A 13929-nucleotide genomic window follows, 5' to 3' on the forward strand; every position below is an offset into this window, starting at 1 on the left:
GATGCACACCACGCTCGGGGCGATCAGCGATCACGACGCCGCGCACCAGTCGAATCACCGTCCAGCTCGTCTGCACCACTGCTTCGACCTCCTCCCTCGACTGCTTCCGCTCAGCAGCGCTGTTGGCGGATCTGAGCGGCTCGCAGCTCCGGGCGCCGCTCCCACGGGACGTCACGGCGCACTCGCCACCGCACCGCTGAAGCACCTGCGGGGCTGAATCCCCACGTTCCACGTTCTCGCGAGGTTCGACGCGGAACTTCGGCCCTCGAACTTCGCGAGAAATCGGACGCACGAGGGGAACGCACCTGCGCCGGGCGCGAACGACGGACCGGGGGTGCAACCCCCGACAGTGTGATCGAACTTGTTCAGGAGAGGTGATCAACTCGGCCCGGTGATCCCAGTGACGTGGCGAGTGCCGGGGATTGACCGTGCCGCTGACGGCCAGCCACCGGCCGAGCGCTCAGGCGCATCGACCACTGGCTAGCTCGTCGCCGCCCTGTCGAGGGAGATCACGCCGCCTTCCGGAAGTTCGAACGGGGACGTCGCGGTCACGACTCGGCTTCGCGGTCGGCCAGCACGGCCGTCGACCCCGCACGCTCGCGCGGCAACGCGGTGCGCACCGGCGCGTTGGCCAGGAAGGAGCGCAACCCCTCCTGCCGCTCGTGCCAGTCGGCGGGTGCCTCGCCGGCCGCGACCCACTGGTCGAGCTGCGCTCCATCGGTACCGAAGACCCGCGGCGAGTCGTGGGTCAGCTCGTGGATTGGCGCGGGTCGTCGTCCACGTCGCCACCACGAGTCCGCTGCCCCGGAGGTCAGTAGGTGCCACCGAGCTTCCTGTGGTCCCAGCTGAGGGTCCGGGTGGGGGTGAAGCGGAAGCCCACCCGCTTGGCGGCTCGGCCGCGCATGACTTCGCGGACACCGTCGTCCTTGGCCTCGGCTTCGGTGAGCTGGCCGTAGCGGACCGCGATCGCCAGGCCGAGGCGTTCGACTTCCTCCGGCTCGTCGAAGACCTCGACGCCGCACTCCAGGGAGACACCGCGGAGTTCGCCGTAATCCGTGCCGGTCTCCAGCAGCAGCGTGGCGCGCGGATCGCGACGCAGGTTCACCGTCTTCTGCGATCGCCCGTAGGACCAGACCTCGATGGTGGTGCCGTTCGGGACGAACCACATGGGCACCAGGTGCGGGCGGCCGTCGGACTTCACACTGGCCAGGACCACGACCCTGCGCTCGTCGATGAACTCGACGATCTCGTCCTCTGACATGGTGATCTGGCCGCGCCGCGACATGGCAACTCCGGTGTTCCGCAAGACCGTTGGTGGGCCGATCTTGTTCCGCCGTCTCCGTCCCGTCAATCCCGGCCGGAGGTGTCCGCGATCATCCGGACCGGTTGGACCACGTGGACCTCGGCGAGCTCCGTCGTCGTCAGACGGTTTCGCGGACCGCGTCGGCTTCGCGGGCGTCGGCGTCGTAGCCGACCGGTTCCCAGCGCTTGGCGAGCAGCGCGACCAGACCCATGACCGGCGCGAGAGCGATCACCCAGAAGACGCCGCTGCCCAGTGCCGTGCTCAGGACCGGGAAGAAGAACAGGGCCAGCGTCGAGCCGACGCGCAGCGTTCCCTGGTTGAAGCCGAGCCCCGTGCCGCGCATCGACGTCGGGTAGCTCAGCGACGCGAAGCTCATGAAGTGCGCGCCCGGTCCGGAGGCCTGGGCGAACATGAACGCGCCGAGGGCGGCGATGGCGAACAGCACGTAGGCCGTGCCGTCGGGCTTGCCGATCAGCGCGAGCACCACCAGCGAGGCCAGCTGAACGGCGAAACCGATGAAGGTCAGCTTCCACGCACCCGCGCGGTGGGCCAACCGGATCCCCAGCACCCCACCGGTTACCGCGAAGACGAGGTTGAGCACCAGCGACGCGCTGATCGTGTTCAGCGCGCCCTGCGCCAGGATGCTCGCGATGATCACCGGCAGCCCGTAGGCGACGGCGTTGTAGCCGAAGGTCTGCGCCAGGCCGATCGTCAGGGCCTGGAAGGTGCGGGCGCGGTAGCGGCGCTCGAACAGCCGCTTGACCTCCGGGAGCCCCTTGCGCTGCGGTTTCGCCGGGACCTGCGCGTCCTCGGCGACGGTGGCGTTGACGCCGTAGGAACGGGTGAGGATCTCCGCCGCTCGCTGCAGGTCCCCGTTGTCGGCCGCCCAGGACGGGGACTCGTTCATGTACTTGTTGCGCACCAGCAGGATCACCAGCGCCGGCACCGCGCCGAAGCCGACCGTGAACCGCCACAGCAGACCGTGGTGCGCCTCCGGCAGCAGGAAGTACAGCGCCATGATCACCGCGTAGCACCCGCTGGTGGCCACGTACCAGGCCGTCGACCAGGACGCGGTCCGCGATCCCTTGCTGCCCTTGCCGCGCAGCCGGGAGAACTCGGCGAGGAAGGCCATCGCGACCGGGATGTCCATGCCGACGCCGAAGCCCATCAGGAACCGGAAGAAGATCAGCACTTCCGCGTTCGGGGCCAGCGCGCAGCCGAGCGCGGAGACCACGAAGAACAGCATGTCGGCCATGAACACGCGGTAGCGGCCGAGGCGGTCCACCAGCACCCCGCCGAACCAGGCACCGAGGATCGCGCCCACGCTGATCGAGGCGGTCACCGCGCCCGCACCGACCGAGGTCAGGCCGAACTGCTGCTTGATGTCGGTGATGCCGTAGGCCAGCGAGGTCAGGTCGTAGGCGTCGAGGAAAATCCCGCCCAGCGCCAGCAGCACGATCATCTTCGCGTGGCTGCCGCGCGCCGCACCCGAGTTGACCAGGTCGGTGACGTCCTGCGCCGAGCGGATGAGCACCGGTGGGCGCTCGGCGGCCGTGTGCGTGGACACGCGGGCTCCTTCACGTTGGTGGGATGTTCCGGCCCGCGACGCTGCGCACCGTTCAAAACCGCGGAGGAAGAGCTTAACCGGACGAGAACCCTCGTCCACATGCTGGAACAGCGCCTCTGCTGCGCCTGCGCTGCCACCGAGGCGGGACATCGGACCGCACCACCGTCGGGCTGCGCGACCTGCGACAGCACACGGCTGGTCCCGTGCGCCGGGTCGATTCCGGCGCGGAGATCACCACCACGGTTGCCGGCCGCCCCCACGCGCCTCGTGCCGATCGGCGTCGACGCTGGCCGACCTTCGACGAGACCGCTGACAGCTCCGGACCGCGACTGGTTGGCTGACCACGACCTCGTCGACCAGGAGCTCCGCGACCCGCGGAGCGAGAGGTGAAGGCGATCCTCGACGCGAGCCCCTGGCGAGTTGGCCATCAGCGCGCGACCGTGGTCGAGATCCACGTCGGCGTGCTGATCGCCGAGGACGAGAGGGCGAGAGTCGATCGCTCAGGCGCTTGTCGGCGCTCGCCGAGAGGTCACACTTCCCAAGGACGATGCCAGTTGCGGCGAGCTGCGGCGGCCAGATCGAGGAGGCAGCCACCGGCCCGCACGAGGGGAACTCCTGGTAGCCCCGACGGGGCGCACGCGCTCAGGACGCGCGCCTCTGCACCACGGATCTCGAGGGCTTCGCGTCCTGGAGGGAGCTCACCGAGGTCACCGAGGCCTGGCGCGCCGCACTGGCTGCCGCGAAGAAGCGGGGGCCTTCTCACGAAGGCCCCCGCGTTCCGAAGGGATCAGCCGAAGAGGACCTCGGCCTCGGCCAAGCGTTCCTTGGGCACCGTCTTGAGCGCCGCCGTGGCCTCGCGCAGCGGGACGCGGACGATGTCGGTGCCGCGCAGCGCGACCATCTTGCCGAAGTCACCGTCGGAGATGGAGTCGATGGCGTGCAGGCCGAAGCGGGTGGCGAGCACCCGGTCGTAGGCCGTCGGCGTGCCGCCGCGCTGGACGTGGCCGAGCACGACCGCGCGGGACTCCTTGCCGGTGCGGTGCGCGATCTCGTCCGCCAGCCAGGTGCCGACACCGCCGAGCCGGACGTGCCCGAAGGCGTCCTTCTCGCCCGCGGCCAGCAACTCCTCGCCGCCCTCCGGGATCGCGCCCTCCGCGACGACGATGATCGGCGCGTACTGGCGCTCGAAGCGCTGCTCGACCCAGTCCACGACGCGGTCGACGCTGAACTCCTGCTCGGGCACCAGGATCACGTTCGCACCGCCGGCCAGGCCCGAGTGCAGCGCGATCCAGCCCGCGTGCCGGCCCATCACCTCCACGACCAGCGCGCGGTGGTGCGACTCGGCCGTGGTGCGCAGCCGGTCGATCGCCTCGGTGGCGATGTGCACGGCGGTGTCGAAGCCGAACGTGTAGTCGGTGGCGTCGAGGTCGTTGTCGATCGTCTTCGGCACGCCCACCACCGGCACTCCCTCGGCGGTGAGCTTCTCGGCCACGCCGAGGGTGTCCTCGCCGCCGATCGCGACCAGCGCGTCGATCCGGTGCTCGGCGATCGTGCTCTTGAGCCGCTCCACGCCGCCGTCCACGGAGTAGGGGTTCGTGCGCGAGGAACCGAGGATCGTGCCGCCCCGGTTCAGGACGTCCTCCACCTTGTCCAGCGTCAGCGGGGTGGTCAGACCTTCGATCGGACCGAGCCAGCCGTTGCGGAAACCCACGATCTCGTGCCCGTAGACCGAGATCCCCTTGCGGGTCACGGCGCGGAGCACCGCGTTGAGCCCAGGGCAGTCGCCGCCACCGGTGAGAACTCCGACACGCATTCCAGCGGGCATCGCTGTTGCCGCCTCCATCCAACCCTCGAGTGATCCACGTCTCTCCCAGGAACAGCGTGGCACGGGCTGGATCGGTGCAGCAAGGCTCTGGCGCGTATACCCACCGGTCGAGATCACCGGCCGCGGCGCGCACCGGTCATCACCTGCGCAGCAGCCGGGACCCCCGGCTACGTCACCTACAGCGGGTAGCCGCGCTTCTTGCGGATCTCCTCGATGACCTTCCAGCGTTCGAGGTTGTGCTTGGCGTCGGCGAGGGCGTCGTGGGCGTTGTCCGGCGCCGCGGGCAGCTTCGGCTTGCCGACGTCCTCCCAGCGCTGCCGCAGGTCGCGGGTGAACTTGGGGATCCGGGAGGGAAGGGTCGGCATCGGGCCCCACAGCTGGGCCAGCGCCACGTGGTCGTAGGCGGCGTACCAGGCCCACAGCTCGACGTTCTCGCCGCGCGAGGTGAGGAACTTGTAGAGGTCCTCGCGGATGCGCGCACGGGACTTCCAGACCTGCTCGGCCGGAGGCGGCAGCTGCGGGAGGACGTGCTGGCGCACCCAGGCACCCGCCCGGGCCGCGTCGAACTCGGTGGACACCGCGTAGAACTCGCGACCCGTCTCGTCGACCACACCGATCGACACCAGATCGATGGTCCGCCCGTCCTCGATGAACTCGCAGTCGTAGAAGTACCGCACCCGGGAAGCGTATGCGGCGTTCTTCGTGGTCGTGGGCCCGGGCCGTCAGCCGGCCTTGGACTCCGGCAGTCGCGACGCCGAGCTGGTGCTCCACCCGCCCAGGTCGTTGCCCTCCGCAGCCAGCTGGTCCTTGACGGTGGCGGCGTAGACGTACTCCTGGCCGGAGAGCTCCATCAGCGCGTACATGATCTCGTCGGTGATCGAGCGCTCCACGAAGCGGTCACCGGCCATGCCCTCGTAGCGGGAGAAGTCCAGCGGCTCACCGACCTTGACGACGACCTTGTGCGGCCACCACATCTTGGAGCCGATCGGGTTGACCTTGTCGGTGCCGAACATGGCGATCGGGATGACCGGCTTGCCGGACTCCAACGCCATTCGCGCCACACCGGTCTTGCCCTTGTACAACCGGCCGTCCGGCGAACGGGTTCCCTCCGGGTAGACGCCCAGCAACTTGCCCTCGCTGAGCAACCGCACACCGGTGTCGAGGGCCGCCTGCGCGGCCGCACCGCTGGAGCGGTCGATGGGCACCTGCCCGACGCCGGAGAAGAAGGCCTTCTTGAACTTGCCGCGGAGCCCCTTACCGGTGAAGTACTCGCGCTTGGCCAGGAAGGTGACCCTGCGCGGCATCATCAGCGGCATGAAGAACGAGTCGGCGACCGCCATGTGGTTGCTGACCAGGATCGCGCCGCCCTCGCGCGGAACGTGTTCGACGCCGTCGACGCGCGGGCGGCAGAACATCTTCATGAGGGGACCGAGCAAAAGGTGTTTCATCACCCAGTACATCACGGCGCCGCCGCCTCCTCACGCGTGAAATGTTGTTTTTCAGCCTACGGAGCGCGCACTTTGCGCACAATGCGCACCGTCCGGAATCCGATCACGTCACACCTGGTCCGCGTTCGACCCCCCGCTGTTCCGCTCGACGCGAGTAGCGGCCAGACGGTCCCAATCGACGGGCTCGCGTGCGACGATTGGGACCGGCTCGCCGTGCCGTGGTGTTGAGCCTGAGGGAGGTTCGCGGGTGGGAGGAACAGGGTCCGTGCTCGTCGGCGCAGAGCCGTTCGCGCACGAGGGGTCCGAGGACATCGGCGTGCTGCTGTGCCACGGCTTCACCAGCACACCGCAGAGCATGCGGGGATGGGCCGAACACCTGGCCGAGGCCGGCCACACCGTGCGGTGCCCGTTGCTGCCCGGCCACGGCACGCGGTGGCAAGACCTCAACCGCACGACCTGGCACGACTGGTACCGCACCGTCGAGGAAGCCCTCGACGAGCTGCGCGGCCGGTGCCGCTCGGTGTTCGTGTTCGGCCTGTCGATGGGCGGCACCCTGGCGCTGCGGTTGGCCGAGCAGCATCCCGACATCGCAGGGATCGTGCTGGTCAACCCCTCGGTCATGACGTTGCGCAAGGAGGCGAAGCTGCTCCCGGTGCTCAGCCGGGTGGTGCCGTCCCTGGCGGCGATCGCCGGTGACATCGCCAAGCCGGAGGTCGTGGAGCTGGCCTACTCGCGGCTGCCGCTGCGGGGCATGGCGAGCCTGCAGCAGCTCTGGCGCGTGGTGCGGGCCGACCTGGCCACCGTGCACCAGCCGCTGCTCCTGCTGCACTCGGCGGTCGACCACATCGTCGAGCCGGAGAACTCCACGATCGTGCTCAACGAGGTGAGCAGCGAGGACGTCACCGAAGTGGTGCTCGACGACAGCTACCACGTGGCGACCCTCGACCACGACGCGCCGCGGATCTTCAGCGACAGCGTCGAATTCGCGCACCGCGTCCACCGCGAGCGTGTCGGAGAAGCCGTATGAGCCGCGGACACAACTCGCCCGACGGGCCGGAGGACATCGACGCCGCCTTCGCGGAGATCGTCGCCGACCTGGAACGCGACACCAAGTTCGGCAGGTGGCCGGGCGAGGACGAGCCCGCGAAGACCTCGTCGGAGGACGACCAGGAGCCGCGCCCCGCGGAGTCCACCGCCCCGCAGCCGGCGGTCGAGCCGCCCGCCGAGCAGGGCCCCCGCGACTGGACACCGGCCGAGGAGGAGGAAGAGCACTTCGTCCCGCCCGAACCACCGCCGCTGCCGGTGCCGCGCCCGGCGACGTTCCTGGGCGTCGGCGTCATCGTGCTCGGCGTGCTGGTGCTGCTCGTCCCCGGCCTGGCAGGCATCGCGGCGACCGTGAAGCTCCCGCTGGGCCTGGTGCTGATCAGCGCCGGGATCGGCGTGCTGCTCTTCCGCCTGCGCCGCACGCCGCCGGAAGACCCGGACGACGACGGCGCCCAGGTCTGAGCCTCCTGCTGGAAGACCTGCTGTGCGTGGCGGTGCGGGTAGCAGAACCGGGGCGTGGCTCCGTGCGCCACTCCTGATGTACGCCAGGTGCACGGCGTCGCGGCGTACTCGCCACGAAGCCGCTCAGAACCTGCGGCGGTGCAAGCTGAGTCCCACCTGAAGCGGCGGCTGCCGCCGCTTGACGAGCGACAGGAGTCAGCTGACCCGGGGGCCGGTGAGGACGTGCTGGCGCGCTATGGCTGCTGCGCCGATCATCGCCGCGGGGTCGCCGTGGTGGGCGACGCGGACGCGTGCCAGCGGTCGGTGCCCGGCACCGGTGACGGCGGCGGCGTAGTGGCCGCGGGCCTTGTCGAGGAACAGGTGCGCCGAGTCGGAGACGCCACCCGAGATGACCACGACCTCCGGGTCGTAGACGTCCGCGACCAGCGCCAACCCCTCCCCCAGCCAGCGCGCCAGGTCGTCCACCGCGCGCAACGCGAGCTCGTCGCCGGCCTCGGCCGCACGGGCCACCTCGAAGCCGGTCGGGGGCGGCCCGGACCAGCCGAGTTCGGCCGCGGTCGCGGCCAGGGCGGTCCCGCTGCAGTAGCGCTCCCAGCAGCCGCGCTTGCCGCACGGGCACTCCCGCCCGTCCGGCACCAGCCGCAGGTGGCCGAGCTCCGGGGCCACGCCGAACGCACCGCGGAAGACGTCACCGTTGATCACCAGCGCACCGCCGATGCCGGTGCCGATGGCCACCAGGGCCGCCACCCGGGCACCGACGGCCGCGCCGAAGCGCTGCTCGGCCACGGCCGCCGCGTTCGCGTCGTGCTCGAGCACCACCGGTAACCCCAGGCGGTGGGAGAGCTCGTCGGCGACGGCGACGTGCCGCCACGGCAGGTGCGGGGCGAACCGCACCATCCGCAGGTCCTCGCTGACGAAGCCCGCCACCGCGAGACCGACGCCATCGACCGGGTAGCGGTCGGTGAGCGCCCGGACGGTGTCGGCGATCGCCGCGTTGAGCTCGGCGCCCGTCTTCGGGGTGGGCACCCGGTGCGTTTGCAGGATCTGGCCGTGCTCGTCCACCACGGCCGCGCGCGCACTGGTGCCGCCCACGTCCACGCCGATGGTCAGCACACCGCGTCGCTTTCCGCCAGCACGGGTCCCGCGACCCGCTGGACCTGGATGCGCTGCACCTTCGGCTCCTCCGGCTCGGGTTCCTCCGGCTGCTCGGCCGTGGCGTGCTCGGCGTGGTCGACCAGCGCTTGGCGCAGCACCTGGACGATGCCCAGGAGCTGGTCGCTGAGCTCGGGACGCTGCCCGCGCGCCAGCGCCACCGCCGCGCACAGCGGGCACCAGCCGCAGCCGGTCTCGCCCTGCCGCGGTTCCCGCTCGCAGCCGCGCAGGTACTCCTCGGCCCTGCCGGCCAGCGCGTCCAGCAGCAGCCGCAACTCCTCGAGCAGTCGATCGTGCTCGCGCATCCAGCCTCACCGCATCCACAGATCGGGGTCGGGACGGAACCGCACCGTCAGCCCGTCTTCTCCGGCGACCGCCGAGGTCACCACGCACCGCTGCAGCACAGCGGGAAGGGCCACGAGCCGTCGTCGTCCATCGACGGTAATCGCCAGCTCTGGACCGATGCGGGCCAGGTCCAGCTCGGCGGCCGGGTGCAGCGGCAACCCGACGCGCAACGTGTACTCCGAGTCCAGCGAGGTGCCGCCGCCACCGACCCGCATCTCGGGTGCGGAGGCGTCGTTGGCGAGCGGGTCACCGTCGCCGTAGAGCTCGGCGCCCAAGTCCTGCAGCTGTTCGGTCCCCACGGGTTCGGAAGCCCGGTGCTCGACGGTGCGCAGCGGCAGGTCGGTGGCCGCGCGCAGCGTGTCGAGGACGGCTTCCTGCTCCTTGCGGCGGGTCCGCAACCAGCCCGCCGCGTCACCGCGGGCCGAACCCGGGTGCGGCACCAGGCGGTTGGCGACCAGCCCGTCGACCCGGATCCGCTGCAGCGCCAGCGCGGTCAGCGTCCGGCGGGTCTCGGCGGCGACGACGGATTCCGGGGTGAGCACCAGCCGGACGCTGGTGTCCGGATCGGTGAGCATGTCCTTGAGCGCGGCCAGCTGCTCGGCGAGCCGGCTCAGCCCGTCGGCCACGGCGTCCCAGCGCTCGACCTGGTCGCTGCCGGCGACCCCGGCGAGCAGTCCGCGCACGGCCCTGCGGTGGGCGGGGAAGAGCCGCTCCAGGTACCCGGCCAGGGATTCCGGCAGGGCCAGCAACCGCAGCGTCTCGGCCGTGGGGCCGCAGTCGACGATGACGGTGTCCCACATCCCGCTCGCGGCGAGCCGGTGCACCTCGGTCAGCGCCAGCAGGTCCTCGACGCCGGGCAGGACGGTGAGCTCCTCGGCGTCGACCTCGCCGACACCCGCGCCGCGCAACAGGGTTCGCAGGTGCTCGCGGAGTTCGCACCACGCCCCGTCCACCAGTCCCCGGGTCTGCACCTCGGCGGCGTGCAGGGCGGCGCCGGTCTCGGCGACGCGCACCTCGCGGGGTTGCGCGCCCAGGTCGGTGCCGAGCGCGTCGGCCAGCGAGTGGGCCGGGTCGGTCGACACGGCCAGCACCTTGCCGCCGTCGCCCGCGACGCGGGCGGCGGTGGCCGCGGCCAGGGTCGTCTTGCCGACCCCGCCCTTCCCGGTGAACAGCACGATGCGCAAGTGCGCTCTATTCCGCTTCCACGCGGCGCTTGAGCTCCTTGAGCGCCGTGTCCATGATCATCTTCTCGGCCTTGCGGCGGAACATGCCGATCATGGGGATCGCCAGCGACACCGCGAGGCTGTAGGTCACCTCGGTCCGGCCTTCACCGAGCGGCTTGAGGGTGTAGCTGCCGTGCTGGGCCTTCTGCACCTGCCCCTCGGTCAGCTCCCAGCTCACCGAAAGGCCGTCCTCGGCCCAGGTGTAGACGTTGGTGTAGGTGTCCTTGACCACGCCTGCGTCCAGCACGAACCGGACCCGCTCGGCGTTGCCCGCGGAGTCCTGGGAGAGCACCTCGGTCTCCTTGACCGCTTCCGCCCACTCCGGGTACGCGGGGAAATCCGCGATGACCGCCATGATCCGCTCAGCGGGGGCTTCGATCTCGATGGACTGGGTGGACTGATCGACCATGCGCGCAGGCTACCGGGTGGAGGCCGGTGCGCGGTCAACGAGGAGCCCGGTTTCGGGGAAGTCCGCGAACATCACCTTCCCGTGCGGTATCACCAGCGCAGGACGTAGGGCTGCTCGGTCCGCTTGAAGTGCCCGACGTTGACGCACTCGGTGCGCCCGATGCGGACCCGCCGCGAGAGCGGCTGGTGCACGTGGCCGAACAGCGACCAGCGGGGCTGATCAGCGTTGATGCGCTCGAGGACGCTGGCCGCGCCGGCTTCCTCGTTGCGCGCCACCACGTCGTAGGTGAGCTCCGGGACGGCGGGCGGCTGGTGCGTGCAGAGCACGTCCACCTGCGGCAGCGCGGCGATCGCCGCGTCGTACTCCTCGGCGACGCGCAGGTAGGGCACCCAGGCCGAGTGCCGGCGCAGCGCGACCCCGTCCGGGAGCCGGACCCCGCCGACGAAGCCGAACGTCAGACCGTCGAGGTCGATCGTCTCGCCGTCGAGGTGGTGGATGCCCTCACCGGCGAACTCCGGCCACAGGTGCGGGGCGTCGACGTTGCCGGCGATCGCGTAGGTCGGCGCGGTCATCGCGCCGAACAGCTCCGAGTACTGCTCGCGGACGGCGTCGTCGACCGTCGCGGCCGGATCGGACAGGCTCTCCCACAGCGAACGGATGTAGGCGCCGAACTCCGGCCCGCGGCGGCTCCTCCGCAGTTCGGCGAACTTCGCGACCTTCTCGGCGCCGAAGACGCGGCCGAGGATCCCGTTGCCGTGGTCGTGGTAGTCGACGAAGTCGATCAAGTCGCCCAGCACGACCAGCGCGTCCGCACCATCACCGGCGCGCTTGAGCGCTTCGACGTTGCCGTGGACGTCGGACACGACGTGAACGCGCAACTTCCAACCTCTCTCTGCTCATGCTCGTGCTGCTCAGCGGCGCGGTGAGCGAGGGCTGCGGGAGCGGAGCCACCGCCTCGACGCGGCCGCTCGCACCGCATACCCAGGTTCCTCCTCGACGACGACCACCCTCGAACCTAATCGGCCGGGGCACCGGATCGCACGGCCCGTTGCGCACCTGTTCCCGCCCACGATCAGCCCGCGGTGACCGGTCGGCGTTCCTCCGAATCGGTGAGGTCTAGGCTGTGACCGCTGGTGTGGCCTGAGATAACGGGGGCTACCGCCCAGTAACCATCAACGTTAGGTTGAGCCCACTAGACAGGCTTGTTTTCCGGAGGTTTCGACGTGCGAGAGTTCAGCGCACCCGCCACTACGACAGTGGCAGAGGACGAGAACCTCACCGACATGGTGTGGGCCAACGCGGAGCGGTTCGGGAGCACCGTGAGCTTCCGGCGCCGGGTGGACGGCACCTGGGTCGACGTCACGGCCGCCGATTTCGCCGCGCAGGTCCTGGCCGTGGCCAAGGGCCTGGTCGCAGCCGGGTTGGAGCCCGGCGACCGGGTGGGGCTGATGTCTCGCACCCGCTACGAGTGGACGCTGCTGGACTTCGCGATCTGGACGGTCGGTTGTGTCACCGTCCCGATCTACGAGACCTCCTCGGCCGACCAGGCCGAGTGGATCCTCACCGACTCCGGGGCAACGGCGATCTTCGTGGAGACCGACGCCCACCGCGCCGAGGTCGACAAGGTGATCGACCGGCTCTCCGAGGTCCGCCACGTGTGGCAGATCGAGGGTCCGACCAGCGGCGGCGCAGCAGGCGCGGTCGACGAGCTCACCGCCCTGGGCGCCGAGGTGTCCGACCAGCAGGTGCACGAGCGCCGCAAGGCGGTCAACGCCGAGAACCCCGCGACGCTCATCTACACCTCCGGGACCACCGGCCGCCCCAAGGGCTGCGTGCTGACCCACCGCAACGTGCTCGCCGAGGTGCGGGCCGACATCGACGCGTTCCCGCAGCTGGCCCAGCCGGGCAACTCGCTGCTGATGTTCCTGCCGATGGCGCACGTGCTGGCGCGCGCGATCACGGTCATGTGCGTCTACGGCAAGGTCACCCTCGGCCACACGCCCGACGTCAAGGACCTGGTCAACGACCTCGGCTCGTTCCGCCCGACCTTCGTGCTGGCGGTCCCGCGCGTGTTCGAGAAGGTCTACAACACCGCGAAGCAGAAGGCGCACGGCGACGGCAAGGGCAAGATCTTCGACGCCGCCGAGGAGACGGCCGTCCAGTACTCCAAGGCGATGGACGCCGGCGGCGCCGGGCTGGGCCTCAAGGTCAAGCACGCGGTGTTCAACAAGCTCGTCTACGGCAAGCTGCGCGCCGCCCTCGGTGGCCGCTGCATCGCGGCGGTCTCCGGCGGTGCCCCGCTGGGCGAGCGGCTGGCCCACTTCTTCCGCGGTGTCGGCGTGCCGGTGCTGGAGGGCTACGGCCTGACCGAGACCACCGCGGCCGCGGCGGTCAACGTCGAGGACGGCTTCAAGGTCGGCACCGTCGGCCGGCCGCTGGCGGGCACCACGGTCCGCATCGCCGAGGACGGCGAGGTGCTCATCAAGGGCGACGTGGTGTTCAAGGAGTACTGGAACAACCCGACCGCCACCAAGGAGTCCATCGAGGACGGCTGGTTCCACACCGGTGACCTGGGCTCGCTCGACGACGAGGGCTACCTGCGGATCACCGGCCGCAAGAAGGAGATCATCGTCACGGCCGGCGGCAAGAACGTCGCCCCGGCCGTGCTCGAGGACGCGCTGCGCGCCCACCCGCTGATCAGCCAGTGCATGGTGGTCGGCGACCAGAAGCCCTTCATCGGCGTGCTCATCACGCTGGACCCGGAGTTCGTGCCGTCCTGGCTGTCCAACCACGGCCGGCCCGCCGACACGCCGATGTCCGAGCTGGTCAAGGACCCGGACCTGCGGGCCGAGGTGCAGGGTGCCGTCGACGAGGCCAACAAGGCGGTCTCGCGCGCGGAGGCGATCAAGCAGTTCCGCATCCTCACCGAGGACTTCACCGAGGCCTCCGGCGAGCTCACGCCGAGCATGAAGCTCAAGCGCAACAAGGTCGCGGAGAACCACGCGGCCGACATCGAGGCGATCTACTCCTGATCCCCGGTACCGCCCGGGCGACCCGACTCGCCCGGGCGGTGCCGACAGCAGGCCGCAGGAGCAGCTCCAGCGAGCCCGGAGCACGGCGGTGCGACGACCCGAACCGGGGTCGGAGCACC

13 protein-coding genes are annotated in these 13929 nt (G+C 70.5%); 3 read left to right on the forward strand and 10 right to left on the reverse strand.

What is annotated here, in order from left to right:
• Window positions 1-811 precede the first annotated feature (811 nt).
• The 5 genes from EIL87_RS19355 to EIL87_RS19375 form a co-directional block, all read right to left on the reverse strand.
• The gene (locus EIL87_RS19355; protein WP_125091963.1) at window positions 812-1285 is read right to left on the reverse strand and encodes a TIGR03618 family F420-dependent PPOX class oxidoreductase; all 474 of its coding nucleotides are present in this window, start codon (window positions 1283-1285) and stop codon (window positions 812-814) included.
• Window positions 1286-1421: 136 nt separating this feature from the next.
• On the reverse strand, window positions 1422-2870 hold the full coding sequence (locus EIL87_RS19360) for an MFS transporter (RefSeq protein ID WP_233576380.1): 1449 nt from the start codon (window positions 2868-2870) through the stop codon (window positions 1422-1424).
• A 787-nt stretch (window positions 2871-3657) separates the two neighbouring features.
• Window positions 3658-4683, reverse strand: coding sequence for a 6-phosphofructokinase (locus tag EIL87_RS19365; RefSeq protein ID WP_125091965.1), 1026 nt, complete (start codon window positions 4681-4683; stop codon window positions 3658-3660).
• A gap of 188 nt (window positions 4684-4871) precedes the next feature.
• Window positions 4872-5372 carry a polyadenylate-specific 3'-exoribonuclease AS gene (locus tag EIL87_RS19370; RefSeq protein WP_125091966.1) on the reverse strand — a complete coding sequence of 167 codons (501 nt, stop codon included), beginning with the start codon at window positions 5370-5372 and terminating at the stop codon, window positions 4872-4874.
• A gap of 45 nt (window positions 5373-5417) precedes the next feature.
• Entirely contained in the window at window positions 5418-6158 is a 741-nt protein-coding gene (locus tag EIL87_RS19375) for a lysophospholipid acyltransferase family protein (protein WP_125091967.1), read from the reverse strand.
• 250 nt (window positions 6159-6408) lie between these two features.
• Here EIL87_RS19375 and EIL87_RS19380 point away from each other — a divergent pair, with 250 nt between their 5' ends.
• Both EIL87_RS19380 and EIL87_RS19385 read left to right on the forward strand, forming a co-directional pair.
• Window positions 6409-7170 carry an alpha/beta hydrolase gene (locus EIL87_RS19380; RefSeq protein WP_125091968.1) on the forward strand — a complete coding sequence of 254 codons (762 nt, stop codon included), beginning with the start codon at window positions 6409-6411 and terminating at the stop codon, window positions 7168-7170.
• Window positions 7167-7649: a DUF308 domain-containing protein gene (locus EIL87_RS19385; protein WP_125091969.1), complete on the forward strand. Its 483-nt coding sequence runs from the start codon at window positions 7167-7169 to the stop codon at window positions 7647-7649. The genes EIL87_RS19380 and EIL87_RS19385 overlap by 4 nt, the downstream gene beginning before the upstream one ends.
• A 195-nt stretch (window positions 7650-7844) precedes the next feature.
• Here the strand turns inward: EIL87_RS19385 and EIL87_RS19390 are convergent, their stop codons facing one another.
• From EIL87_RS19390 to EIL87_RS19410, 5 genes are all read right to left on the reverse strand, one after another.
• Window positions 7845-8762 (reverse strand): ROK family protein, encoded by a 918-nt coding sequence (locus EIL87_RS19390; RefSeq protein WP_125091970.1) that lies wholly within the window; start codon window positions 8760-8762, stop codon window positions 7845-7847.
• Window positions 8756-9106: a hypothetical protein gene (locus EIL87_RS19395; protein WP_125091971.1), complete on the reverse strand. Its 351-nt coding sequence runs from the start codon at window positions 9104-9106 to the stop codon at window positions 8756-8758. Before EIL87_RS19395 ends, EIL87_RS19390 begins: the two co-directional genes overlap by 7 nt.
• Window positions 9107-9112: 6 nt before the next feature.
• Window positions 9113-10330, reverse strand: a complete 1218-nt coding sequence (locus EIL87_RS19400) for an ArsA family ATPase (RefSeq protein WP_125091972.1) — start codon at window positions 10328-10330, stop codon at window positions 9113-9115.
• Between the two features lie 7 nt (window positions 10331-10337).
• Window positions 10338-10778, reverse strand: a complete 441-nt coding sequence (locus EIL87_RS19405) for an SRPBCC family protein (protein WP_125091973.1) — start codon at window positions 10776-10778, stop codon at window positions 10338-10340.
• Window positions 10779-10867: 89 nt separating this feature from the next.
• Window positions 10868-11656 carry a metallophosphoesterase family protein gene (locus EIL87_RS19410; protein WP_125091974.1) on the reverse strand — a complete coding sequence of 263 codons (789 nt, stop codon included), beginning with the start codon at window positions 11654-11656 and terminating at the stop codon, window positions 10868-10870.
• 345 nt (window positions 11657-12001) lie between these two features.
• Between EIL87_RS19410 and EIL87_RS19415 the strand changes: the two genes are divergently transcribed.
• On the forward strand, window positions 12002-13810 hold the full coding sequence (locus tag EIL87_RS19415) for an AMP-dependent synthetase/ligase (protein WP_125091975.1): 1809 nt from the start codon (window positions 12002-12004) through the stop codon (window positions 13808-13810).
• Window positions 13811-13929: the final 119 nt, after the last annotated feature.

The sequence above is a fragment of the Saccharopolyspora rhizosphaerae genome (genome assembly GCF_003931915.1).
Lineage (GTDB): Bacteria > Actinomycetota > Actinomycetes > Mycobacteriales > Pseudonocardiaceae > Saccharopolyspora > Saccharopolyspora rhizosphaerae.

Coding starts and splice junctions, on each gene's coding strand:
- EIL87_RS19395 (WP_125091971.1), bottom strand. CDS start 9,106: ATGCGCGAGCACGATCGACTGCTCGAGGAGTTGCGGCTGCTGCTGGAC.
- EIL87_RS19365 (WP_125091965.1), bottom strand. CDS start 4,683: ATGCGTGTCGGAGTTCTCACCGGTGGCGGCGACTGCCCTGGGCTCAAC.
- EIL87_RS19385 (WP_125091969.1), top strand. CDS start 7,167: ATGAGCCGCGGACACAACTCGCCCGACGGGCCGGAGGACATCGACGCC.
- EIL87_RS19405 (WP_125091973.1), bottom strand. CDS start 10,778: ATGGTCGATCAGTCCACCCAGTCCATCGAGATCGAAGCCCCCGCTGAG.
- EIL87_RS19355 (WP_125091963.1), bottom strand. CDS start 1,285: ATGTCGCGGCGCGGCCAGATCACCATGTCAGAGGACGAGATCGTCGAG.